The sequence below is a fragment of the Paenibacillus sp. 2KB_22 genome, from assembly GCF_052115745.1.
Classification (GTDB): domain Bacteria; phylum Bacillota; class Bacilli; order Paenibacillales; family Paenibacillaceae; genus Paenibacillus.
Window position 1 is genome coordinate 102,356 of the sequence record NZ_JBFRHG010000007.1, and the last position, 25,493, is coordinate 127,848.

At 46.5% G+C, this 25,493-nt stretch carries 25 protein-coding genes; 3 read left to right on the plus strand and 22 right to left on the minus strand.

Annotation, left to right across the window (positions count from 1 at the left end; genetic code table 11):
• Window positions 1-77: 77 nt before the first annotated feature.
• The 4 genes from AB4111_RS26945 to AB4111_RS26960 form a co-directional block, all read right to left on the minus strand.
• The gene (locus tag AB4111_RS26945) at window positions 78-2,987 is read right to left on the minus strand and encodes a glycoside hydrolase family 2 protein (protein WP_442034058.1); all 2,910 of its coding nucleotides are present in this window, start codon (window positions 2,985-2,987) and stop codon (window positions 78-80) included.
• 173 nt (window positions 2,988-3,160) lie between these two features.
• Window positions 3,161-4,759 carry a response regulator transcription factor gene (locus AB4111_RS26950; protein ID WP_442034060.1) on the minus strand — a complete coding sequence of 533 codons (1,599 nt, stop codon included), beginning with the start codon at window positions 4,757-4,759 and terminating at the stop codon, window positions 3,161-3,163.
• Complete coding sequence (locus AB4111_RS26955; RefSeq protein ID WP_442034062.1) at window positions 4,752-6,542, minus strand: sensor histidine kinase; 1,791 nt, start codon at window positions 6,540-6,542, stop codon at window positions 4,752-4,754. Before AB4111_RS26955 ends, AB4111_RS26950 begins: the two co-directional genes overlap by 8 nt.
• Before the next feature lie 219 nt (window positions 6,543-6,761).
• The gene (locus tag AB4111_RS26960; protein WP_442034064.1) at window positions 6,762-7,940 is read right to left on the minus strand and encodes an MFS transporter; all 1,179 of its coding nucleotides are present in this window, start codon (window positions 7,938-7,940) and stop codon (window positions 6,762-6,764) included.
• A 141-nt stretch (window positions 7,941-8,081) separates the two neighbouring features.
• Between AB4111_RS26960 and AB4111_RS26965 the strand changes: the two genes are divergently transcribed.
• The gene (locus tag AB4111_RS26965) at window positions 8,082-8,693 is read left to right on the plus strand and encodes a TetR/AcrR family transcriptional regulator (protein WP_442034067.1); all 612 of its coding nucleotides are present in this window, start codon (window positions 8,082-8,084) and stop codon (window positions 8,691-8,693) included.
• A 93-nt stretch (window positions 8,694-8,786) separates the two neighbouring features.
• On the opposite strand, the gene AB4111_RS26970 is transcribed toward AB4111_RS26965, so the two are convergent.
• From AB4111_RS26970 to AB4111_RS26990, 5 genes are all read right to left on the minus strand, one after another.
• Complete coding sequence (locus AB4111_RS26970) at window positions 8,787-9,209, minus strand: OsmC family protein (protein ID WP_017692209.1); 423 nt, start codon at window positions 9,207-9,209, stop codon at window positions 8,787-8,789.
• Window positions 9,210-9,309: 100 nt separating this feature from the next.
• On the minus strand, window positions 9,310-10,056 hold the full coding sequence (locus tag AB4111_RS26975) for an amino acid ABC transporter ATP-binding protein (RefSeq protein ID WP_340028334.1): 747 nt from the start codon (window positions 10,054-10,056) through the stop codon (window positions 9,310-9,312).
• Between the two features lie 16 nt (window positions 10,057-10,072).
• Window positions 10,073-10,717: an amino acid ABC transporter permease gene (locus AB4111_RS26980; RefSeq protein WP_253441002.1), complete on the minus strand. Its 645-nt coding sequence runs from the start codon at window positions 10,715-10,717 to the stop codon at window positions 10,073-10,075.
• 32 nt (window positions 10,718-10,749) lie between these two features.
• Window positions 10,750-11,601, minus strand: a complete 852-nt coding sequence (locus AB4111_RS26985; RefSeq protein ID WP_442034070.1) for a substrate-binding periplasmic protein — start codon at window positions 11,599-11,601, stop codon at window positions 10,750-10,752.
• Window positions 11,602-11,763: 162 nt separating this feature from the next.
• Window positions 11,764-12,396, minus strand: a complete 633-nt coding sequence (locus tag AB4111_RS26990) for a TetR/AcrR family transcriptional regulator (protein WP_442034072.1) — start codon at window positions 12,394-12,396, stop codon at window positions 11,764-11,766.
• A gap of 238 nt (window positions 12,397-12,634) precedes the next feature.
• On the opposite strand from AB4111_RS26990, the gene AB4111_RS26995 reads away from it, so the two are divergent.
• Window positions 12,635-13,420, plus strand: a complete 786-nt coding sequence (locus tag AB4111_RS26995; RefSeq protein WP_253442834.1) for an undecaprenyl-diphosphate phosphatase — start codon at window positions 12,635-12,637, stop codon at window positions 13,418-13,420.
• Between the two features lie 284 nt (window positions 13,421-13,704).
• On the opposite strand, the gene AB4111_RS27000 is transcribed toward AB4111_RS26995, so the two are convergent.
• From AB4111_RS27000 to AB4111_RS27025, 6 genes are all read right to left on the minus strand, one after another.
• Window positions 13,705-13,887, minus strand: a complete 183-nt coding sequence (locus tag AB4111_RS27000; RefSeq protein WP_442034074.1) for a hypothetical protein — start codon at window positions 13,885-13,887, stop codon at window positions 13,705-13,707.
• Window positions 13,888-14,098: 211 nt separating this feature from the next.
• On the minus strand, window positions 14,099-14,425 hold the full coding sequence (locus AB4111_RS27005) for a thioredoxin family protein (RefSeq protein ID WP_145325850.1): 327 nt from the start codon (window positions 14,423-14,425) through the stop codon (window positions 14,099-14,101).
• Between the two features lie 86 nt (window positions 14,426-14,511).
• A complete protein-coding gene (locus AB4111_RS27010; protein WP_442034076.1) occupies window positions 14,512-15,420 on the minus strand; it encodes an aldo/keto reductase in 909 nt (302 codons plus the stop codon).
• Window positions 15,421-15,613: 193 nt separating this feature from the next.
• On the minus strand, window positions 15,614-15,784 hold the full coding sequence (locus AB4111_RS27015) for a hypothetical protein (RefSeq protein ID WP_190945097.1): 171 nt from the start codon (window positions 15,782-15,784) through the stop codon (window positions 15,614-15,616).
• Between the two features lie 171 nt (window positions 15,785-15,955).
• On the minus strand, window positions 15,956-16,699 hold the full coding sequence (gpmA, locus tag AB4111_RS27020) for a 2,3-diphosphoglycerate-dependent phosphoglycerate mutase (protein ID WP_091019232.1): 744 nt from the start codon (window positions 16,697-16,699) through the stop codon (window positions 15,956-15,958).
• Between the two features lie 63 nt (window positions 16,700-16,762).
• Window positions 16,763-17,335: a DUF420 domain-containing protein gene (locus tag AB4111_RS27025; RefSeq protein ID WP_017692198.1), complete on the minus strand. Its 573-nt coding sequence runs from the start codon at window positions 17,333-17,335 to the stop codon at window positions 16,763-16,765.
• Between the two features lie 378 nt (window positions 17,336-17,713).
• Between AB4111_RS27025 and AB4111_RS27030 the strand changes: the two genes are divergently transcribed.
• The gene (locus tag AB4111_RS27030; RefSeq protein ID WP_442034079.1) at window positions 17,714-18,904 is read left to right on the plus strand and encodes a cation:proton antiporter; all 1,191 of its coding nucleotides are present in this window, start codon (window positions 17,714-17,716) and stop codon (window positions 18,902-18,904) included.
• 300 nt (window positions 18,905-19,204) lie between these two features.
• Here the strand turns inward: AB4111_RS27030 and AB4111_RS27035 are convergent, their stop codons facing one another.
• The 7 genes from AB4111_RS27035 to AB4111_RS27065 form a co-directional block, all read right to left on the minus strand.
• Window positions 19,205-19,690: a DedA family protein gene (locus tag AB4111_RS27035; protein WP_442034081.1), complete on the minus strand. Its 486-nt coding sequence runs from the start codon at window positions 19,688-19,690 to the stop codon at window positions 19,205-19,207.
• A gap of 13 nt (window positions 19,691-19,703) precedes the next feature.
• Entirely contained in the window at window positions 19,704-20,249 is a 546-nt protein-coding gene (gene pssA / locus AB4111_RS27040) for a CDP-diacylglycerol--serine O-phosphatidyltransferase (protein WP_440391951.1), read from the minus strand.
• A 21-nt stretch (window positions 20,250-20,270) separates the two neighbouring features.
• Entirely contained in the window at window positions 20,271-22,019 is a 1,749-nt protein-coding gene (locus tag AB4111_RS27045; protein ID WP_253441016.1) for a sensor histidine kinase, read from the minus strand.
• A complete protein-coding gene (locus tag AB4111_RS27050; protein ID WP_442034084.1) occupies window positions 22,016-22,696 on the minus strand; it encodes a response regulator transcription factor in 681 nt (226 codons plus the stop codon). Before AB4111_RS27050 ends, AB4111_RS27045 begins: the two co-directional genes overlap by 4 nt.
• A gap of 250 nt (window positions 22,697-22,946) precedes the next feature.
• Window positions 22,947-23,759, minus strand: coding sequence for a bifunctional hydroxymethylpyrimidine kinase/phosphomethylpyrimidine kinase (gene thiD, locus AB4111_RS27055; protein ID WP_442034086.1), 813 nt, complete (start codon window positions 23,757-23,759; stop codon window positions 22,947-22,949).
• Between the two features lie 105 nt (window positions 23,760-23,864).
• The gene (locus AB4111_RS27060) at window positions 23,865-24,563 is read right to left on the minus strand and encodes an ABC transporter permease (RefSeq protein ID WP_442034088.1); all 699 of its coding nucleotides are present in this window, start codon (window positions 24,561-24,563) and stop codon (window positions 23,865-23,867) included.
• Complete coding sequence (locus tag AB4111_RS27065; protein WP_442034090.1) at window positions 24,556-25,479, minus strand: ABC transporter ATP-binding protein; 924 nt, start codon at window positions 25,477-25,479, stop codon at window positions 24,556-24,558. The genes AB4111_RS27060 and AB4111_RS27065 overlap by 8 nt, the downstream gene beginning before the upstream one ends.
• Between the last annotated feature and the right edge of the window lie 14 nt (window positions 25,480-25,493).

The window sequence follows — 25,493 nt, forward strand, 5'->3', positions numbered from 1 at the left end:
ATTTTCGAAAACGTTTTATAGTAATCGTTTACTTCAAATTAAAGACATACAAAAGGGACCCTTGAAGGTCCCCGTGTCTACAATGTAAATTGAATGGTTTGCAGTTTTGCGATCCCGAGCAATTGTGCAACCGTTATGGAGCTTTCCGGTTGAAATTGATCTCCATTCAGATACGCAAGTATTTCCTGAAATAAGTAGGAGGCTTCCGGACGCTTCATTAACGACAGGTTAGTAAAAGGAAGTGAGGACACCAGAATCTTGCCCTTCCCTACATTTGCCTCAAATGCATAAGCGAGTCGTTTGGCCCGATGGAAATGGTCCACCACCTCAATCAGCGGCTCCACCCCGGGCAGAGTATCCAAACATATCGCCGGTGTACCATTTACAAGATGATACCAATGCCAGTCGGAAGCTCCATCATGCGGGAAGGAGCCCAGCAGTGGTACCTGATCTCTCAAATACATGCCCATCGTTGCACCAGGCTGTGTAGCGAACATGAGGTAATTCCAGAATACAGGCAGATATTTGGTCTCCACTGAATCATATAGCCCTTCTGCGATTGGCTGTAGCCAAACACTTCCCCCGTTGACTACATAATCAACAACATTGGGTGTTAATGACTGAACGAGAACCAAGTCGATCTTTCCATTTTTCAACAACTTGAATCCATCGATGTGATCTACGCGATCATTATGCGCTTCACCAAGGAATGGCTGCAACTCTACAACTGTATTCCAGATCCGATTCGAACCCGGATGGGACTGATACAAAGGAAACGACCAACCATGCCATACATTGACTGTATGTCTTTCCGAATCTCCTGACCGCAGCTCTGCTTCAATCCGAAAAGCCGCCGCCCCCTCACGAGGTGCTGTAGCAACGATGCTTCCCATTGACATAACGGACCCGCATTGAATATCTCCGGTTCTCCATTCCCCTTCGGTACGTACCACTTCATCGCTAATCAACTTCCAATGTATGGATACATTTTCAAGCGGAACTTTACCATAGTGAGATATGCGTACATCCACATCAATGGATTCTCCAGCGTAAAATGTACGCTCCTTGCAGCTTAGCAACACGACCACATCGGAATTGAATTGCATGAATTCTTCAGGTGTTGTAATGCCTTTGTCGTCCCAGAATACATCCAGAATGCCCGTCGTAGCATGTCCCTGGCCCGGAAAATCACGGATATCCAGCAATTGCACGCCCGCAGCATCCGGTGTTCGTCTTATCCGCTCCATGGCTTCTTTTAAGGAACGTATCAGATGTGTACCGCTGGCTTGTTGAAAATGCGCCAAATCCGCCATCATTCCTTTGCGAGTAAGTGATTCTTCAATGGGTTGTAGCCAGGAGGGACGCAGAATACCCGTATATTTGGCTCTTTCCTGAGGCCGCACATACATGGTGTACTGTGCATGTTCATGTCCAATTACCGGATGCTCTGCAAGTCTGGTGACGGCATGATAGTCCAGTGTTGTATCCGGTACAGCAGAATATGCAGACTCCAGTGGGGGATGCCAGTTCAACGACTGAATATAATAATCACCTTCCCGCCCTTGCGCTGGAAGCTGTCCAAAACCTGTATTGTCCGTATATAAACGGGTTGGGTCCATCTCTTTTGCCCTGGAGACCCATGCATTAAGTTCCGGATGGCCATTCGCACCAATAAGTTCATTCCCCATGGAGAACATTACAAATGAAGGATGTCTGTGAAGTGACAGGAGCAACCCGTCCAGTTCCTGTGTCAGATAGGTCAACACTTCAGCCGGCGCTGACTGATCTGAATGTTCAAAGAATCGAGACCAATGTGGCAGCTCTGCCTGCACCAGCATGCCCTCTTCATCAGCCGCGTCCCAGAAAGGCTCCGGCGCGCTCCACCCATGCAGCCGGACATGATTGAAGCCATACGATCTGGCGACTCGAAACTGGTGAATGTAATGCGCCTTGTCCCAGACGGGATAACCTGTGAGTGGAAAGATACAGCAATCAACATACCCGCGTAAATAGACTGGGGTTCCATTCAGTTTAAGCTGCTTACCATCGGCAACCAAAGAACGTACACCAAATGTTTGCTCTACCAGATCCAGTTCCCGTTCACCATCAAGCAGACGGACCACGGCTCTGTACATTTTGGGAGATTCATCCGACCATCTGGCAACAGACTTCTCCGCCCCAATTTCCAACCGCCAATGATCAATTACAGCATTGCTTTCAGTTGAACTTACTGAGCCTAGATCAGTTTGCGTTCGAGCTTCCAGCTTCACATGACAACTATATCGATCAAGCCATGTGCCATCTGGATGCTGGATATCCACATGTAATTGAACCGCTCTATCCGATCTACTTACGGGAGCGCTTACAGTGCAATCCACTAGAATGGTTCCATGTTCAGCATCGGGTTGAATGCGTAACGTCTCTACTCGGCATGGAGGCAGACAGTCCAGATAGACCCCACCGGTGATTCCACCCCAGGCTGTAGCTGTATGCAATGAATGAATATGGCTACCGGCCAGCGGAAGTTTCATCGTATTATCCACGCGGATCTCCACCCGATTCACTTCTCCCTGCTTCACAAGTGAGGTGACATTCCACTTCTGTTGATTCACCAGACTATCCTGCTGCCCGGCGTAATGCCCATTAATCCAGAGATTCGTTGTCCAGCGAACTCCTTCCAGTCGAAATACATACTGGCTGCCAGGGTCGTCTGATGGAACATGAACATCCTGAGCATACCAGGCCATGCCTTCATACTCGCGTATTTTGGTCCAGGTATCGAGCCTTTCGTATTCAGGCTCATCTCCGTATCCTTGCTCTTCCCATGAACCGGGAATCTGAATGGTCTCCCATGATGTATTTTCACACTGTGAAGGCGGTAATATCTTTTGTGCAACCCGTTCATCGGGCTCCAGATCCAATCGAAACTGCCATGTTCCATTTAAGTTCAATGTATGACGTGCCGTACCTATATCAGACAGATTCATATCGTATAACCATCCCTTCACCTGAGTTCTTGTAAACCCAGTCTATGATGTGGTACACTCCGTGACCATTGCTTATCATGGGAAGTGCATGGACAATATGATGAAGCTGGAACATGTCAGTTTGTCGAAAACGTTTTATTTTATAAGCATGGGCAAGGCCCATCACTTCGTACTCATTCCTCGTTTAGATCAGCAGCCGACGTTTTGGACGAAGATTGGGTTCTGGCCTGTTTGTAAGCGGAAGGGGATTCCCCTACATATTTCTTGAACTTACCGTGGAAGTAGTCCACATTCGCATACCCCACTCTCGCCGCGACCTGATGGACCTTCAGTCCTTCATCCAGCAATTCCTTGGCCTTTTCCATACGAACCTTGTCCAGAAATGCATTGAAATACTCTCCAGTATGATTCTTGAACAACTTACCCAAGTAACTGCTGTTATAGTTAAACACTTCAGCAAGTACCTCCAGCTTGAGATTTTCGCCAGGGTTACGTTGGATAAATTCAATCATCTGTTTCAATACAGTATCCTTGCTCCCCCCACCCATACGTAGAATAAGTCGATTAAAATGTTCTGCTGCCATGACTTTGAGATCTGACATCGTAAATTGATGATAGACTTCATTAATCAAAACCGAATGTTCCTGCATAATGGAGTGCATATGTTGATTCGTAGCTGCAAGCTTGTTGAACGCTAGGGAGAACACTTGTGAGAAAGCCGTTTTGATCGCTTGCTCTGTTCGGTGATATGGGACCAATCGCTCTTCCATCTCACCCAGTACCCGCATAACTGACTCACTGCTACGGATGTCTAACGCATAGTACAGCTTGTCCGCGAGTTCGTCCTCAACGGGTTCATGTGTTCCGTCCACAGCTTCAACTGCCGGCTTAACAACGCCTTTGCCTTCGCTACCTTCAGTCCACAGCATGATGCGTTTCTCCGTGAATAAGAAGCGTTCACCGAGTGTACGATTCGCCTGCGTGTATGACCGCGCAATTTCAGAAGTGGAATGTACGGGTTCACCTGCAGCACCATACATGTGGATCTCCCATTCTCCCAGAAGTTCTTCCAGCTCATCATAAAGAATTCTTGCAGATGACTCAGATGTGATTGTTTCCTTGCTTAACAACCCCAGACCGGAATGGAACGAGAATACGATGCCTCGGTCTTTCTGGTCAAATGCTTCAATCAGTTTGCGCTTCATAACACTTCCCCGTTGCAGGTCGGGGGCCGCATGCATCTCAAGCAGAATAATCTGATAGTGAGGCCAGTGCAGCCCTAGGCTATCTTCTTCCATGCTGCCCGCACCTTCCAAACTGTCATAGAGCAAAGCCTCAATCTGGTGCTCCAGATAGACAGTATCTTCACCAGCTTGACGTGCCATTGTCTCCCGTTCACGGGTCAGGATTGTAGCAATCCGCTCCAGTTCACTAATCATCTCATCTTCATCCACCGGTTTGAGCAGATAACCGTCCACACCAAAACTGATGGCTTTCTTGGCATAATCAAAATCGGCATAACCGCTCAATATCAAAAAGTGCGAATCCGGATGATTCCGGCGCACTTCTTCAATCACATCCAGCCCGGTCATACCGGGCATGCGAATATCAATAATCGTCAGATCAGGCTCCAATTCCTCAAACCGGGAGATGGCCTCACGCCCGCTAGCAGCTGTAGCGATGACCTGGAATCCGTATTTTTCCCACTCGATAATGGTTGTCAGTCCCTCACGTATGCTCGGTTCGTCATCCACCAAAAACACTTTATACATGTTGGTCCCCTCCTGCTGGCAAAGTGAAAGAAACCTCTGTTCCTTCCCCATATACACTCTTAATCTGCAATCCATATGGCTCCCCGTACGTCAATGTTAAGCGTTGATGTACATTACGCATGCCGATCCGACTCTTCTCCTGTTCCTCCGGTCCACAGATAAACTGCATCACCTCAGCCAGTCGTTCTGCCGTTATGCCTGCACCATTGTCATCCACACGGATCTGCACAATGTTCTCTACTAAACGAATACTTATACGAACACGGACTGTACCCTCTTTGTTCTCCAGACCATGGACAATCGCATTCTCAACCAAAGGTTGAATAATGAGAGGCGGAATGTACATCTTCTCCACCTCGGGATCGATATCGATCTGGAATGCAAGGCGATCGCCGTAACGGAATTTCTGAATTTCCAAATAGGAACGTACCATTTCTAGTTCAGCCCGGAATGTTGTTTTTCCACTGCCAATCTCCAGACTCTTGCGCATCAGCTTGCCCAGTAGTCTAACGATGTTGGCAATCTCTGCTTCTCCCTTAATATGCGCTTTCATCCGAATGGACTCCAGTGCATTAAACAAGAAATGTGGATTGATCTGGCTCGCCATCATTTTCAGTTTAATCTCTTTTTGGGCGATTTCCAATTGATTGTTCTGTTCTGTCGCTTCTACCACCTGCGTCATGAGTTCATTGATACTTTTCACCATATAGTTGAATTGTCGTGACAATTGTCCAATCTCATCGTTTCCATCAATCCGCGAAGTCACGTTCAGGTCACCTAATGCCAGCTTGTTGAGGTGTTTACTCAGCCGGAGCAATCGGTTCGAAGTGAGGAACGAGATGATATATACGAATAATAAGGCAATAACGAGCACAAGTATAATGAAAATCATGCCAATCATGCTGACGGTGTTGGCGTCTTTGACGATATTTTTGGTGGCAAAAACCGAAATAACCTTCAGGCTGTTCATACTCGATCCAGGGCCCAACTCATCAATAACAATGTTGGATGGCTCCCCCCGAAAATCAGCTTCAATGGTTCCTTTGGCCTGATTCTGCAGATCAACGCCAAAATCAAGCTCGTCCAGCGTTCTCCCTACCAGTTCGGTATTCTTGGCTGCAACCACATAACCCTGCTCGTCCGTAATCATCGTCTCGAACTGTTCCTGACGGAGCAATCCATTCAGCTCATCCTGATTGATCACAATCATCAATACGCCCTCGGTCCGATATTCGGCAAAAGGTACTTTGCGCACCAAGCTGAGCTTGTGTACAGGATTATCTTCCTTGTCCGGAATGTAGAACCACCCGATGCTGGTTGTTTTCAATGCCTGTTGGTACCAGTAGCTCTCTTCCGTCTGCTTGTCTACCGGGATGAATTCGAGGTTGTTGATCAATGTTGGGTTAGTTGAGTAAAAACGAATGCCGGCTATCTCACGGTACAAACGCCTGTACTCCTGAAAGTCTTTGTACGCAAGATAAGCCGAGGTTAGTTCCACAACGCTCTTGTACCGTTTATTCACGATCTCCTTGAGATCCGCATTAAACATTAAAAGATTGGATATATCCGTTGGTACACGCAGCATAGTCGCCGTCTGGCTCTTGATCTTATCCACATTGATGATCGTCTGCCCTATCGCATTGTCGAGAGCTTGCTGGCGAAAATAACTGGTCACAGCAAGACCAACAATCAATACCGGAATCATGACAACCAGTACATAGGAAATGAGCAATTTATGCTTTAATTTGAGATTATTGGTGGTTCGTATTAGCCTTTTAAACATGTCTGCACCTTCCGTCATCTGTATAAGCGCTTACATATAAAGAGCAGGATCAGGATGTTCTGTCCTCTGAATTAATCATACCACATAACCGCCAGAATTCGGATTGTCATTGAGATAGGTATATCTATTGCCGGGCAACAAGCCAGCATAACCTCTAACAAAAAGAAAGCCGCCATTAACATGGCGGCCGGACTTACCGAATTATTTCTGCTGACAGGCTTAGTGACTTCTGGATGGGCGAAATCCATATCTTTTGGCACGCCATGCAACAATCAAAGCCACCAATGTTAAAACCACGATGGCCCAGTTAAATGACGAAGCTCCCCATTGATTCAGAAGAACACCTCCCGCCATTCCCCCAAGGGCAATAGCCAGATTCCAAACGGTTGTATTAATCGGCATTACAAGATCCACACCTTGTTCGCCCGTAGCTTGAGCAAGTCCGGTCTGCAACAGGGTAGCCGCACCTCCAAATGTCAGACCCCACAGCGCAACAGAACCGAAGATGACAACAACATGCTCACTCCAAAGACCTAATACAAGGGAAATCAAAGCAAAGCCCGCAAGGCTCAGGAGAACCAGCACACGCAGCCACCGATCAATGAAAATACCTGTAATCCAAATGCCCACCAATGCCATCAGACCAAAAACAAGTAAAATGAGTCCAACCTTGGATTCCAAACCGACATCAGTGAGAAAAGGAGCAATATACGTGTATAAAATATTATGAGCCAACATCCAGGCTAAAACGACAGTTAAAATGGGAATTACACCGGGGGTGAACAGGACTTGCATGACAGAGATACGTTTATCCGCTGACTGCCCCGGATAGTCGGGTACTTTCCAAAGCACCCAGAAAATCAGTATAAACGCCAGCAATGACATCAGCCAGAACACCGAGCGCCACCCCATAAATGAACCAAGCAGCGTACCTGCCGGAACACCAAATGATAAGGCAATCGGTGTTCCAATCATAGCCACAGCCATTCCCCTTCCCTTGAGATGCTCAGGTACCATACGTAATGCATAACCACCAATTAGGCCCCAGGAGACACCAGCTGCAACACCGGCCAAGAAACGAGCGAAAAGTGTCAAAACATAGTTTGACGAGAGGGCAGTAATAGTGTTGAAGACAAGAAAACCGATAATAGACAGAAGTAAAAGCGGACGACGACGCCAGCCCTTTGTCAGCACCGCCACAGGTATGGCAGCAACCAGCGACCCAACAGCATAAAAGGTGACAAGCTGCCCCGCCCCTGCCTCAGAGATCTGCAGCCCTTCTTTAATTTGCGGCAGCAAACCCGCAGGAAGTGTTTCGGTCATAATGGCTATGAAACCCGCCATAGCCAGGGCCAGCAACCCCAACCACGGAAAACGATGAGAAGATATATCCGACATCTGTGCAGCTCCTTTTAAGGTAGTATAGAACAAGTAATCGAATTATGGATCGATCATTCCTTATATTATTCAGACTGTCTCACCTTGTCAATGACTTTTGGATCGATTAGTATATAATTAAGATAAAAGGGGGGATCTCTTATGGCAAGAACGGGACGTCCACGCATTTTTGATCGGGATGAAGCTCTATTACAAGCGATGATGCTCTTTTGGGAGCAAGGTTTCGAGGCCACTTCATTACTTCAGCTTCGAGCAGCCATGGGGGATATTTCAGCAGCCAGCTTTTATGCAGCCTTTGAATCCAAAGAAGCGCTGTATAAAGAAGTGGTAGAACGATATATGGGAACGTTTGGACGTGTGACGGAAAGTTTCTCGGATCTCACGCTGTCACCAAGAGAAGCGATTGAAACAACATTAAGAAGTACCGCAAAAATGCAAACAGACAGCACACATCCATCTGGCTGTTTAATTGTGCTGTCAGCTAGCACATGTTCTTCCAAAAACAATCATATCCGTGACATTGCAGCTGAGAAAAGAAAGCTGACTCGTAACCGCCTGCAGGATTGCATCCAGCGTGCTGTGGATGTCGGTGAAATTCCTGCTTCCACGAATGTAGCCATGCTAACCACCGTATTTGATACCTTTATGCAAGGCATATCTACACAAGCCCGCGATGGCGTACCTTTTGCAACGATCGATGAGGCTATCACGGAATTCATGGGCATCTGGAACCTTGTTCAACATTCAGCCTGACTTTACCTACGAACTGTTGAGGGGTAAAAAAGCAAAAAAAGGCACTCCCACGATTGGAAGTGCCTGCTCAGTATAAAATTTGTGCGCGTGCTGTTAAGGACGAGGTGTGCTTACCCCGTTCAGGATCAGCTTCGGATGAATATCGGCGTTCAACGAAGCGGAGACTGCACAATATTTCTCTTCTGCCATCTGGATCGCTTTCCAGATGCGATAATCCGGAATATCGCCATCGACTTTGAAGATCAGATCAATGGATGTGAAGCCTTTGGGCATCTCTTCGCTGCGTGTCCCCTGCGCTTCAATCTCAATCGACTCAATTTTGTCCAGGAATGCGTCCAGAATCATTGTAATATCGATTCCCATACAGCCGCCGAGACCAGCCAGTAACAATTCCATCGGGGTTGCACCCTTGCTGTCACCACCATAAGCAGCAGTGGCATCCATGCCAACCGCGTAGCCAGAGGGTCCTTCGGAAGTAAACGCGCGTTTGCCTTTCCATACGGTTGTTACATTCATAATGTTATCCTTCTTTCTTAGAATAGGTTAAGTTCAAGCGAAAAAGGTTTGCACTTGCCACTCCGATGACAGAATAACCTTCCGATCGCTGTTATCTTCATTAGAATTCAGTAATTTGTTGCAAGAACCGGCGGGTGCGTTCTTGCGTAGGATGTTCAAAAAAAGCTTGTGGACTTGCTTCTTCCACGATCGATCCATCCGCCATAAAGACTATTTTGTTCGCCACATTACGGGCAAACTTCAATTCATGCGTCACGACCAGCATCGTCATGCCTTCCTCTGCCAGCTCCTTCATGACGGAAAGCACCTCTCCGACAAGTTCGGGATCAAGAGCTGAAGTCGGTTCATCAAACAGCATCACTTCAGGCTCCATCGCAAGTGCACGTGCAATGGCGACCCGCTGCTGTTGTCCACCGGACAATCGGGATGGATATGCATCCTGCTTGTCCGACAGGCCCACGCGATCCAGTAGGATCCGGCCGCGTTCGGCCGCTTCGTCACGCTTGATTTTTTTCACCGTCACAAGACCTTCCATCACATTACCCAGCACCGTCTTGTGCGGATACAGATTGAACTGCTGGAAGACCATACCGGTCTGGCGACGGATCTCCAAGACCCGGGCACGCTGAACCCGCAGCGGATCAGCACTGTTAACCACAATGCCGTTCACTTCGATCTGTCCTCCGGACAGCTCTTCCAGTCCATTCAGGCAGCGCAGCAAAGTACTCTTGCCTGAACCACTTGGACCAAGCAATACAACAATATCTTTGGCATCAACATGCAGATCGATGTTGGTGAGCACTTCATTTTGCTGAAAACGTTTGGTAAGTCCAGTTGTTGTAATCATCGGTTCTCCCCTCCCATCAGTAAGCGCGGGCTAACCGGCGCTCCACTTGTTCCAGAATGGCCGAGAAGCCGATACTCATTATCCAGTAGATCACACCAATCGCCAGGTAGAACGGCATATTCACCGCATATTGTGATACCAACAATTGTGCTGAACGCAACAACTCGGTAACACCGATTGCCGCCACAAGTGATGTTTCCTTCAGCATACCAATGAAGGTGTTCCCCATCGGCGGGATGGCAATACGTACGGCCTGCGGGAAGATAATGCGTCTCATCGCTTGAGCCGGGGTCATTCCAGTTGCGTATGCGGCTTCCATCTGCCCTTTCGGTACAGCTTGGATAGCTCCACGGAACGTCTCTGACAGAAACGCACCTGCATTCAGACTAAGTCCCAGACAGGCAGCCGTAAGTGATCCCAAGGTTACTCCATAATCGACCAATCCGTAATAAATGACGAATAATTGCACCAGCAGCGGAGTTCCCCGCATGATGGATACATAAAACCTTGCAATCAACCTGAGCCACATTGGCCCCTTTAGACGAGCAATAGCAACAAGTAATCCGATGATGAATGCAAAAAACATCGAGATCACAGTTACGTATAACGTATAGTAAGCCCCCTTCAGAAAGAAGGGGATATTCTCAAATACCAGTTCCATGGGTTAAATCTCCCCTTCGCCTTGCCAGTTCATTATTGCACAGGCTCTTCACCAAACCATTTTTTGAAGATGGTGTTGTACGTGCCATCATCTTTCATGCCTTTGAGAGCATCATTCAGTGCTGCTACGAGTTCCGGATTGTCTTTGCGAACAGCAATACCTGCTTGGTCACTCTTAATCGGTTCACCTACGGCTTTGATACTTAATCCATTTGCATCCACAATTGGTTTCAGTGCATACATGTTGTTAATTGTGGCATCAATTCGTCCAGCATTCAGGTCTTTAAGTGAAGAGATGACATCGTCATACGTCTTAATGGTGAAGTCTCCCACTTTCGGCAATACTTCATTACGCAGATACGTCTCATCGTTTGTACCCAGACCTACGCCAATCGTTTTTCCTTTGAAATCTTCCAGCTTGGTAATATCGTTATTGTCACTTTTCACAATGATTTTGACTTGGTTCGTAATATACGGATCACTGAAATCGAGAACTTTCTTACGATCATCGGTAATGGTCATCTGGCTGATAATGGCATCCAGCTTCTTCGCTTGCAGACTTGGTGTCAGACCGGAGAACTCCTGGGATACGAATTCAACCTTAACCCCAAGACGCTTCGCAACCTCACGTGCGATATCGGCATCGTAGCCGTCCATTTCTTTCTTATCGTTCAGGAAGTTGTATGGTGCATATGTGCCCATCATGCCTACTTTGATTACGCCAGCAGACTTGATCTGCTCCAGTTCATTGCTTGCCTGTGCACCATTCGTGCTTCCATTGTCTGTTGCCTTACTTCCACATGCACTAAGTACCAGCACGGTCATCAGCAGAATAGCTGTCAAAGACCAGCCTTTACGAGTTTTCGATCCATATGTTTTGTTCATTACGTTAACTTCCTCTCAATCATGTATTGTTCTGGATGTACATTTGGTTACTTTATGGTGTGACTAAACCGCAGTTGTACCCATTATTCCCTGCTATTTGTTTAATCATGTGAATCTCTGGTCACTCGTTTGAAAAATAAAGCTGCGAACTCTGCACATGGCTTATGTGCCCAATAGTCCGTAAAACTCAAAGCTTGCTGCCTCAGCTGCCAGCGAAGAAGCTGTCATGGCTGAGAACTTGCTGTGCAACTCATCGGAACCGAACAACCAGCGCGATATCATGCCTTCAATCATGCTTACCAACAGCGCTGCTCGAAGCGGTACATCCATGCTCTCAGGCAACATGCCAAGTTCGATGGCACGTTCCATATTGTGACGGAACGCAGTTTCGACAGCATTGCGTGTCTCCTCAACCAAGCGTTGTACGGATTCTTCCGTCACGATGCCTTTAAGCAACAGTTCCATAAAATAACGATTCTGTGCGGCGAAAGAGAACAAATCTGTAAACAGCCTCTCCGATGCTTTCACCATATCTTCTACCGATCCGGCATCCTTGCGGTATCCTTGCCCAATCGCCTCAAGCAATTCCTCCTTGCCCGTTAATATAATTTCCGAAGCAATGGCTTCTTTGCTTTTGAAATGCCAGTAAAACGTCCCTTGCGCCACACCAGCCTCACGGACGATATCAGAAATTTTCGTCTGATGGTAACCTTGGGTTGCAAAACGCTCCATCGCTATGCGTATTATTTGGTCCCGGCGTTCTTCACCGGGTTCCAAACCGTTGATTTTGGTCATTCCTGTAACCCTCCCGATTGATCAGTCAGTCAGTTAAGTTATATCCTATGGGATAACTAGGTTTTTGTCAATATAGTTTTAAACAAATGATTACAAGCATAAGTTGAAGTTGAGTGCATTTGTGATCATAATAGGTGATAGCCTAGTTCAAATGAACAGGCATGGTCAAGCAGGACAGCCTGTGCTGTCACCTGCAATTCAAGGAGGAAGAGAATTGGACATTATATCATCCATTATTATGGGCATCATCGAAGGTTTGACTGAGTTTTTGCCCGTGTCGTCCACTGGACACATGATTCTGACTGCCCACTTGCTGGGTTTATCGGAGGACAACGAGTCAGTCAAAACGTTTGAGGTGGTTGTTCAACTCGGAGCTGTACTTGCTGTTGTTGTACTGTATTGGAACAAATTCATTGATATGTTCCGCTTCACGGGAGGGAGCAGACCCTACTCCCGCCGCCTCAATCTGGGACATATCTTCCTGGCGATGGTTCCTGCCGTAGTCATCGGACTTGTATTCCGCGACTGGATCAAAGCACATTTGTTTGGTCCGGAGACAGTGCTGTACAGCCTCGTTATAGGTGGTATATTGATGATCGTGGCCGAACGCTGGAGCCGTAAGAGTGAACGAATTACTACCCATGATGTCGATGATATTTCCTACAAACAGGCATTCGCGGTGGGTATATTTCAGATCTTGGCATTGTGGCCAGGCTTCTCCCGTTCCGGGTCAACGATCTCAGGCGGTCTCTTTGCAGGGGTAAGCCGTGTAGCCGCTGCAGAGTTCACATTCCTCGTGTCTGTGCCAATTATGATTGGTGCTACGGGATATGACCTGTACAAAAGTATCGATCACCTGAACGGCAGTGATTTCCCAATCTTTGCGATTGGATTCATTGCTGCTTTCATCGTCGCCATGCTAGCGATCAAGACGTTCCTGTCCATTTTGAAAAAATTGAGCCTGACCGTCTTTGCTGTGTATCGCTTCGTCTTGGCAGCCGTGTTCTTTATTATTTTGATGTAATCATTACAATCAAGTAATTAGACAGGCAAAATCAATGGCGGCCTTACGTTCCATTTGGAACGAGGCCGCCATTTTTTATGTTCATTGCTATGCTTACGTAGCTTCATGATTCTTTTGGTTTATGATTCTTTTGGCTGCTTAAAGACGGGAATATCTGTAATTAGAAGAAGTCTTGCTCTTCATGACTTCCTTTTTGGTTGGGTTAGATCATTGATAATGCCGACTTGATTTACTATGTATCATGGACATCCAGATTCATGTTCACTTCTTCAAAACAGTCTGGCCTAGGACCACTCTTTCACTTGAATGCTCCGGTGTCTCTTCCGATATTTTAATCTTTCACGCAGATTATATCTATTCTCCTTTTGTTCCTGCAGCAATTGCTTGACTCCGATCATCAACAATCGGTATCTTCGGTCATCATTGTGGCTTAATTGGTGCATCTCCTCAAAAATTTCATTCTTCATACGAATCTTGTTCACTCCAAATATTCAGTTTGTTCTCACAGTATACATGGGGGCACTGAACAAATTCTAAACAAGCGCTGGTCCTCAACTTCACTTATTCGAATACACATCTTGCGTGCTGGAATGAAGCAGAAAAACCCCTTCCTGTCGCTGGACAAGAAGAGGTCTCCGTAGTTAAGTTAATTAACAAGCTGCTTTTGCCTTCATACGCTTAAACTTTGGATTCAAGCGTCTCCAGATACTCGGAGATTTGAGCAGGTGTTTTAGCCCATTTGCTATGCAGATGTGCGATTTTCTTGCCGTTCTGGAAGACGAGCAGGCTTGGAATACCGCGTACACCATTCTCATCAGCAAACGGCTGGAACTTTTCTGCATCCAAGGCATAGAAGGTTTTGTCCGTATGTTGGTCGATAACATCCCCGATAAAACGATCCAGGTTTTTGCAGTCCGGACACCAGGTTGTATCAAATTTAATGACGGTAAAACCATCAGAGTTGATTGTATCCAAATATTGCTGTTCACTTTGAATTCTTTCCATATGTCTTCTCTCCCTTATATGTTGCTTTTAATGGTTGATCTTCATTGTACCTTGTATAGTTACAATTGAAAATAGGCTTAATGGAGTTACCGATGCTGCTTGTATAGATTAGCGGGACTAAGCTCACGTATTTGCTGAATTTCTGCGGTGGTAAGTGCAGGCGAATTCGAAGCGGCAATGTTGTGCAGCAACTGGTCTCTCGAGCTAGCACCAGGGACAACGGCTGCAACCGCAGAATGGGATAACGCATAACGAATAGCCGTCTGAGCCATGCTGCGCTGGTCCGTAACAAGACGACTTAACCCTTGCCGAATGGTATATAGTTGCTCTGGCGTATAGTCCAGATAACCTTTTTCTGCCTTGGCAGATCCGGAATCGGCGAGCACACCGCTGGCTACGGGCCCACGGGCAATTACACTTATCCCCTTTTGTTCCAATAATGGTAGCACTTCTTCTTCCGCTCTGCGGTCAGCAACACTGTACTGGTTCATCACACTGACGATGGATGCCCTCTTTACATACTCCCGAATCACATTAGGACGAATGGAGGAAATTCCGTAATATCGGATAAGTCCTTCCTTCTTCAGTTCCTCAAACGCTTCGATCGTCTCTTCGATGGGGTCGTCCAAGGTCCCGCCATGCAGCTGATACAGATCAATGTAATCGGTCTGCAACCGCTTCAAACTTTCATGTACAGCCTGCTTAATGTAGGCTTTGGACGGGTCCCATGACCAGCCCTCTTTGCCGGGCATACGACGGTTACCTACTTTGGTCGCCACAATGACTTGGTCTCGCCGCCCCTTAATAGCTTGTCCTACAATTTCTTCATTACGCCCTGCATCGTACAGATCGGCTGTATCCAGCAGATTGACCCCATGATCCAGAGCCTCATGAATCAGGCCCATAGCAGGTTCCATTTCGGTTCCAAGTGACATACATCCCAGCCCAATCTCAGACACCATCAGTTCGGATGTACCCAGACGATTTTTCTTCATATGTGCATCTCCCTCCATACGTTCTGCAAGTATCCATTGTATCATTCTTGCTGGCAAAAATCGCATTACACATGAAAGCAAGGAATTGCTCTCAGATTGCACAAAAAAACCTGGAATGACTTCATCTCCAGGTTTCTCATGATCATTTTAATTCAACCGATTTAATTCAATCGATAAAACGAACGATCGATATCTATTTTACTTCTACACGTGGTCTGGCTTTACTTGTTCCATTGGACGAATTGGAGCTTTTCATCATACCCGAGACTGTGCTGAATAACTTATCTCTTGCTTGTTTGTTCCTCATCAGATAAGTCACACCTGCGCCGATAGCCGTCATGAGTATTCCTCTTCTTTTAGACATGTGCTTCTCCTCCTTCAGGATAAATGTACATCGTGTCTTGTTTGACAATTACCCTTTGGGAGCAAAACGAAACGAAATGCAGGCTTGATCGCACAAAAAAAGATGACCCCCGAATTAAAATTCAGCGGTCATCTTTCACTTGCTCTTTTGAGGCATACACGCTCACACCCGTTAATCAGATGGCGTTGCCACATGGGTCATTTCTTCATGTTTGTAGGTCGAACCATCCGCGGTCAGATAGAAGTGACCAATCGGATGCAGATCTTCATCCAATTCGTAGACAAGCGGAATGCCCGTCGGGATATTGAGCGCCATCACGTCTGCTTCGGACAGTTGGTCCAGATGCATGACGAGTGAACGAAGCGTGTTACCATGCGCAGAGATCAGCACTCTTTTGCCCGCCGACACCATCGGTTTAATCTCCGCATTCCAATACTCCAGCACACGCTTAGATGTATCCATCAGATTCTCCGTTACCGGGATGGTGCATCCGAGCCGCTTGTATTTGTCCAGATCCTGTACATATCGTTCATCGGTTTCGTCCAATGCAGGGGGAGATACGTTAACGGAGCGTCTCCATTCCTTGACTTGGTCCTCTCCATACTTCAGCGCAGTCTGCTGTTTATTCAGTCCTTGCAGCGCACCATAATGGCGTTCATTCAGCTTCCAGGTCTTCGTAATGGGAATCCACATGAGGTCCATCTCATCCAGCGCGATGTCAAGTGTACGGATGGAACGTTTCAGGACGGAGGCATAGGCATAATCAAAATCAAACCCCTGTTCCTTCATGATCTTCCCAGCTTTACGAGCTTCTGCGTAACCATCCGTCGTCAGATCCACATCTGTCCAACCGGTAAAACGATTCTCTACATTCCACATGCTCTGTCCATGGCGAATCAAAACAACTCTGTACATAAACGTGAACCCTCCTTCCATGGAAACATTACCCGCGAGTCGAGCAAGATATGCTTAATTACATTAATAATACGGTGCCATCATCAGATATACCACGACACCTGTGGAACTGACGTACAGCCAGATTGGCATGGTCCAACGTGCAATTTTGCGGTGTTTCTTCAATTGATTCGTCCAACCCCACACAAGTGTGAACAACGCCAATGGAACGATCAGGGCTGCCAGTATACTATGGGTAATCAGAATGAAGAAATAGATGGAACGAATGATGCCCTCGCCGCCATATTTGGACGTCTCTGGTGAGAGGTAATGAAACGTCAGATAGGTCACGAGGAATAACAGTGTTGTTGAGAATGCAGCAAGAATAAATCGTTTGTGCAACTTCACATTCCGCTTGATAATAGCAATAAGCGCTGCGAGCAGGAAGATGAAGGTAAAGCTGTTAAACACGGCATTAAACCGTGGCAACACCGTAATATCAAAGGTCACATCACCTTTGTAACCAATGGACGGTGCGAAGAACAATAATAAAATAATGACATTAGCGAGAATGGAAATCGTAATAATGATGCCTGCGAAATTTTTATTGCTCGTCGGGGATGGAATGTTTGGTTCCCCTTTGTTATTTTTGCCCAATGCAAAATCCTCCTCATATCCTAACTTCTATGTTCTATATCATTATATCTCGGCAATTCCGGGCTGTTAAGTGACAACACTCTGAACAAAAACCGTTGCACTCCCCTATAAAATGCCCCTTTGCGGCTATTTTCAATCAAATCCACACCAGCTCCCATTTACCCAAGTCTTTATTTGTGGTATAATTAATGCAATTAATCACATACGCGTTGAAACTGGAGGAGCCTGTCACCAAGGGCCCCTCTTTGTCTTTTTTAGGCATAAAAGCGGCACTCTTAACAAGCGCTGTTTTATGCCTTTTTTTGTTCTAAAGGCTTGGAATGATCCCCCCTTGGGCAGGTAAACCTATAAACGCTACTGCTGGAGAGGAGTACACCTATGGAATTTATTTTGGTTCTTGCACTTATTTTAATCTTTACCAAACTTGCTGGTGATCTATCCGTCAGATTGGGTCAGCCGTCGGTACTGGGGAAACTGATTGTGGGTGTCATCCTCGGGCCTGCAATTCTCGGTTGGGTTCAGCAAAGTGATTTCGTCCATTATATGGCTGAAATCGGGGTACTATTGTTGATGTTCATCGCTGGACTGGAGACCGATCTGGAACAATTGAAGAAAAACTGGAAAGCAGCCTTTGCCGTTGCTGTGGGTGGTATTATTTTACCATTCATCGGAGGATACGGTTCGGCCATGGCGTTCGGTATGTCACAGACACACGCATTGTTCTTTGGACTTTTATTCTGTGCCACGTCCGTCAGCATTTCCGTTCAGACACTAAAAGACATGGATCAACTCAGCTCCCGTGAGGGTACAACAATCCTTGGTGCAGCTGTTGTCGATGATGTCCTGGTCGTGGTCATTCTTGCTGTTATGATGAGCTTGCTGGGTACAGGCGGAGGAGACACTTCAATCTCTCTGTTAATTGGCAAGAAGCTGTTATTCTTTGTTATTATTATCGCTGCCAGCTGGTTCCTTGTACCACGCATCATGAAATGGATGGCACCATTGAAAGTAACCGAAACCGTGATTACTGCGGGGCTGATTATTTGTTTTGGATTCTCCTACTTTGCGGAGTGGATGGGTGTTGCCGGAATCATTGGTGCATTTGCCGCTGGGATCGCCATCTCCCAAACCAACTTCAAACATGAAGTTGAAACCAAACTGGAACCGATCGCCTACGGAATTTTTGTTCCGGTGTTCTTTGTCAGTATTGGTTTGAACGTCACCTTTGATGGTGTGGGTTCACAAATTTGGTTTATTGTCGTTATAAGCCTTATTGCTATTGTAACCAAGCTGATTGGTGGCGGAGCTGGTGCACGACTGACTGGATTTAATATGTCATCTTCATTGGCCATTGGCTCAGGAATGATTTCAAGAGGTGAGGTTGCTCTCATTATCGCGTCAACCGGACTTGCTTCCGGATTGCTTGATTCGGAGTACTTTACCAGCGTCGTAATCATGGTCATCGTAACCACATTGGTTACGCCACCTCTGCTCAAAATTACCTTTGCACGCAAAAAGGGTGAAAAACGAGTCGAAAGAGGAATTGAGGAATCACATTTAAGCGGGTAACTGTAAAAGAATATCTACGTTTAGCTTACCTGATGGCTTTGTGAAATATTTTTAGTTTGGAAGATATTAGCTATATCTTCTTTAGAAGTTCAATACCGTCGTGAAGCTCACGCCGCTTTGATCCATTCTTCCCCTTCAACATGAAGGTTAGAGATGGTCAGAGCGGCTTTTTTCGTATTTTTACAAGTCATACGTATTCGTTACTCATTCAAGTTCGCATATCGTAGAAAACAAAAAAAGACCACCTTACACTCAAGAGGTCTTCCATCTTTGCCCGTTGTTACAACAGGCTGTCCCATTTTAAGTTAACACACCAACATAAAAACCAATCGAGATAAAGACAACACACCAGACGAATGCACCAATGCCCGATACAACTACGTATCTGCCAATTGCCATGCGGCTCATCCCTGAGAAACAACACATCAGATGACGAATGCCCGGAATGAAGTAACCGAGGATGATTGACCAGTATCCATATTTCAGAAACCACGACTCCACCCTGCTAAATCGTTTGGCATTCACGCCAATCCATTTGCCATACTTATCAAACAGCGGCCTGCCTGCCTTCTTGCCAATCATGTAGCTGAGCAGCCCTCCGGTAAATGCGCCACCGAAACTGACGGCGATGGATACGGAGTAATTCAATACCGAGATGGAGGCGAGATAACCGACAAACGTCATCATCACCTCATCCGGAATCGGCATACCAATAACGCCAAGAGCCAGTAGTCCGTATATTGCGAAATAACCATATTGACCAATAATTTCTTTTGCAAATTCCATACTGACTCGCTCCTTATTTCGGTTCCACAATATCCTTCTCATGTGAGGCTAGCACTTGTTTTAGAGACGGGAATCGGATTTGGCTCACCATGAGACCGGATAATACAATAATGACAAGATAAGCTACACCATGTGTGAAATAAGGACTCCAGAGCGCGAAAAAGGACATCAGACCCCCGGCAAACGTAATCGGCATTCCAACAAAACCGCTGCTTGTTGTCTTCTGACAGTTATAACGGGCCAGGCGCAATGCACCGCAAACCGGAAATAATGCGGTCAGTGCCATCCCCAGCACACTCACTTCATTCATGGAGTTCAGATACAAAATCAGCACAGGGGCTGTTCCGAATGAAACTACATCTGCAAGCGAATCCAGGGCTTTACCGAACTCACCCTCACAATGCAATTTGCGGGCCGCATAACCATCAAACAGATCAAAGAACATCGCTACCCATATCATCATCACAGCCAGGGCAAATTCACCATGAATAGCCATAATGACTGCCAGCATGCCTGAACTCAGATTCCCCAAGGTTAAAATCGATGGTAAAGACTTCATAAGAGTTGACTCCCTTTCGTACTAGGCTTTAGGAAAAATAATATAAAAACGGACTCCATCCGGTGTATTCTCCACTCCATAATTGCACCCGTGCAGATCGAGAATCTGCTTCGCAATGGCCAGACCGAGCCCGGTTCCCCCCATTTTGCGATTACGTGAGCGCTCTACCCGATAGAACCTCTCCCATATATACTGACGCTCAGCTTCAGCGATCTGCTCGCCCTTGTTCTCAATGGAAATATGGACAAAACCTTCACGCCTGCTAATCTCAATAGTTATATCGGTATGTGGTATCGCGTGACGTATAGCATTCATCATGATATTGAAAATAACTTGCTCCAGCTTGCTGCGGTCACCCTCAACCGTCTGCTCTGTTGTGGATACAAGCACCACATCCAATCCTTTGTCCTTCAGTTGCGGACCCAGACGGCCGGCGATATCTTCAATCATGTCAGCCAGCGCCACAGCATCGGTATTCAATTGAATCGCTGAGGATTCCAGTCGCACCAGATCCAACATCTCTTCAACCATCGTTTCCATTTTGATCGCCTCATCGGCAATAATCTCAATGTAGCGCTCCCGTTTGCTCTCACTCACGCCATCCTTCAACCCTTCGGAATATCCCTTGATGATGCTGATGGGTGTCTTAAGTTCATGTGATGCATCGGCAAAAAACTTGCGCTGACGCTGTTCAATCTGCTGCTTCATTTCCATATCCGTACGCATCTGTGTGTTGGCCTGCCTCAGCTCTTCCAGTGTCTGACCCAAGGTTCCCGATAAGGCATTCAGGCTGTTCGACAGACTGCCGATTTCATCATTACGCCGGATGGGTGATTTCACCGTGAAATCCAGCGTAGACATCTTCTTGGCGACATGGTTCAAGGCCAAGAGCGGCTTCGTTACAATTCGGGACAGGAGCAACGCCAGCAACAGAATCAATATAAATGCCCCAATGCCAAAATATGCATAGAACAAACGCGTTGCCTCATTCGCTTCCCTCATCTCCTGTAGAGAGGTGAGAGAGAAAATCAGTTGCTGCTCAGGTCCGGAACGATGCACTGGAGCAATAGTGATGACATTGCGAACACCACTCCAGCTATCCATCCATTCTTCATTGAGCATTTTGCCATTCGCCAACGCAAGTTGGTCTTCTGTGGACAAAGGGAACCGACTATCCAGTGCTTGCACCAGCAGCCCCTGCCTCTGACTCCATGTTGCCAGATTGGGAAGAACTACCTCGGTCAGTACGCCTGACCATTCCTTTACCGGTTCAATGGATTCCTGAAAGCTTTCTGTTCCCCATGCAGCAGAAGTGGCATCCTGGATTTTGAATGGATAGACCATGGACCCGCTGGCCGGGCCTTTCACCGTCAGTTCTTGACCATATTTCAGATGAGATGTAATCCAGCCAGCATTCTCACTATTGATGAACAAGGACAAGGACACCTTCACGTGACTCCCATCTTGCTGTAACAACGTAATATGGAACGGGTCATTAACCAATCTTCCGGTATTCGTCAGAATGACCAGATGTGACTGATTCTGACGCATGAACTTACCGGTCTCCTTGGCTAGCTGCAAATCACTCCAATGTCCATTGGAGTATTGCTGTTCGAATTTGGACAGCTTTTTCTTCATACTGCTGACCTTCTGATGCTGATAAAAGTCGGGAAACCAGACCAACTGGGCAAAAACCGTCGTCCCATATAGAAGAACCAGACATCCTGCCATGACCAGGAAAAGCTTCATCGTTACGCCATTTCTTCTCATGCTTCTGCCTCAAAACGATATCCGGTACCAATCACCGTTCGGATACACTTGGCTTCATCACCCAATTTGCTGCGCAGTTTCTTGATGTGAGTATCCACAACACGTGAGTCCCCTTCAAAATCAAATCCCCAGATCCGATTCAAAATGGCATCCCGGGACATCACAATACCTGCATTTCGTACCAAATAAAGCAACAGCTCATATTCCTTTGGCGCAAGTTCCACTTCAATTCCGTCCTTCTCCAGACGCCGAGCCCATGGATCAAGGGTTACCTGTCCGAAGCGAATGGCACCTTGCTCTCGTCCAACTGCGCCTTCAACACGCTTCATTAATGTCTCTGCACGTGCAACCAGCACACGTGGACTAAACGGCTTGGTGACGTAATCGTCTACGCCCAGCTGAAATCCATGAATTTTATCGTCATCCTCGGACCGTGCAGTCAGCATGATAATAGGTACGGTGGATTGAGATCGAATATGCCCACATAACGTCCATCCATCCATTTCAGGCATCAAAACATCTAAAATGACCAGATCCACCTCATGCAGAGCCAGAAGTTCCAATGCCTGTATTCCATGTTCTGCTTCTATAACGTTCCATTGTTCTTTTATGAAATAATCGGCCACAATCTCACGAATGCGGCTTTCATCTTCCACCAGAAGCACTGTTCTGATCATGGCCGACTCTCCTTTTAAGTTTCTGATCATAACATACCTATTCCATGTGTCGTTCATGTGTCCAGACATGTTTTGGAATGAACTCCATGATATATACGATTAATATAAGCCAAAAGTTACTAATTTTTATCAAAAATCGCACAAAAAAGAAGCCGTCAACGAGCAACCTCCTGCTCATTGACAGCTACTTGAATGAAATCGAGTTGTGTTATCCAGAATTGATGCGCTACTGCGCGCTCACAGGTAACACTTAGCGTTGCTGCTCCAGACGGTGTGCCACATGCAGCGTAGGACCAACAAAACGATTCAGCGGGAATCCGCCGGCAATCGCTTTGGTCACGAAGGCTTTACCTTCACGAACAGCCTCTTTCACTGAAAGACCACGAGCCAATCCTGCGGTAATCGCCGCAGACGTTGTGCAGCCCGCACCATGCGTATATCCGGAGCCGACAACATCGGCTTCAAACCATTCGTAGTTGGTTCCATCATAGAGTAGATCCATTGCTTTACCCGGGTTAATTACACCTCTGTCCTTGATCAGAACATGTTTCGAGCCATGGGCATGAATTGCTGCTGCCGCTGCTTCCATCTGTTCCTTGGAACGAATCGGTCCACTTTTCGCCAGTTGAGATGCTTCGAACAGATTAGGTGTAACCAGATCCGCACCTGGCAACAGGAACTCGATCATTGCTTCCGTATTTTCCGGTTGCAACACTTCATCTGTACCTTTGCAGACCATCACCGGATCGATAACGATCTGTGGCAGGCCACTGCGGCGAATATGTTTTGCCACCAATTCAATAATATCTACAGAACCGAGCATGCCTGTTTTCATGGCATCAAAACCGATACCGTCCAGAACAGTGCGAAGCTGGGCCTCCACCACATTTAATTCCACAGGAAAGACCTGGTGATCCCATGTATCAGGCTCCATCGCCACAACTGTAGTCAGTACGGTCATGCCATACACACCCAGCTCCTGGAAAGTTTTCAAATCAGCTTGAATCCCTGCACCGCCGCTCGTGTCCGAACCAGCTATTGTTAATGTTTTTGGAATCGTCATGGTAGTTATATTCTCCTTCGTGTCTCAGTTGACATTATCCTATCCCTTGTACGAGCGGATGTCAATGGCATCTGAAGCCATACGGAGCATGGTTTTCACGATGATTCAATTCACATCTTTGGTCTCCAGACGAATCATGGACATGGAAGCAATCCATATCCCAATAGCTCCAAGGGCCAGAGGGATAATAATAAGTGAATGAATGGAAACTTCCGACCCGTTGAATCCGGAGCAGACAATCAAAACCAGCAAAATGGACGAGACCATTGTAGTTGTAACCGATAGCTTCCGCATACCGAAGAATAGGGGAATGAGTGCCATACACGCAGCCGATAAAGAACTCATACTGTACTTCACCAGAAGTCCCAATATATCCTGATTCGTCAATGAGCCAGGAATAAAGGAGTAGAAATGATTAACAATCAACAGCAGCGAACCCATTAACAGGTCGGTAACCATAATCATCACAAATGTAAAACCAAACACGATTATCAATTTGGCAGCAATGATTTTATGACGCTGGATAGGATAGGTGAACATGACGTTCATCGTTTTATTTCTATATTCACTAATCACCAGCTTGGATAATAAAACTCCTGCGAATACGATAAAGGTTGCCCTCACAAACGTATCGATAATCATAAAGGCCATCTGGTAATCGGCATAGGCATAATCGTCTGCTCCAATATCCACAAATCCAATCATAATCAGAAAAAGGAGAATGCCCACATTGGCAATACCTGCAGCTGCAAAATTCCGCGAAAAGCGGTGCTTCCGCATCTCAAGCCTGATCAGTTTAAGCAACGTCTTCATCCCCTTTCACAAGCTTCATGAAGTGTTCCTCAAGGGAATGAGCCCGTTTGGATATGGATTCGATCTCAATGCCATACTGGATCAGCTTGGTGTTTAGTTCCGAAGGAATGATTCCCGGATCATAGATGCGTACCGTGTGGTCATCGACCAGTTTATAATTACTCAAACCAAGTTGATGTTCAATGACATAGGTCGCTTTGCGGATGTCTACCGCCTGTAGCTCAATGTACTCATTTTGACTTCCCCGAATGCTCTCCATCGATACTTCTTCGACCAAGCGACCACCGCGAATGACACCAACCGTGTCGGCAATCTGCTCTATCTCGCCTAGGATGTGACTTGAGACCAACAAGGTGATGCGATACTCGTTGCAAAGGCGTTTGAACAAATCTCGCATTTCCCGAATCCCTACAGGGTCCAAACCGTTGATCGGTTCATCCAGAATGAGCAGTTCAGGTGTGGTTATGAGTGCACGAGCCAGTCCGAGCCTCTGCTTCATGCCCAGGGAGAAGTCCTTGACCGATTTCTTGCCCGTATCCTTCAACCCTACCATCTCCATCGTGTTGTCGATGATCTTTTTGTTGTAGAATCCCATGTATTCACAGTGAAGCTCCAGATTCTCGCGAGCAGACAGTCTATCGTAGAAAAAAGGATATTCAATAATACTGCCCATTCGTTTCAGCACTTCATAGGAGGTCGGCGTAAGCTTCTCCCCAAACAATTCAATCTCCCCTGTTGTTGGTTTGACGAGATTGGTCAGCATCTTCATGATGGTTGTTTTGCCTGCACCATTCGGACCGAGAAACCCATAGATCTCACCTTGCTTAATGCTCATATTGACGTTGGATACAACCTCTGCCCCTTCATATACTTTGGTCACATCTATCGTTCGTGCGATATAATTCATCGTCTTGTTCTCCT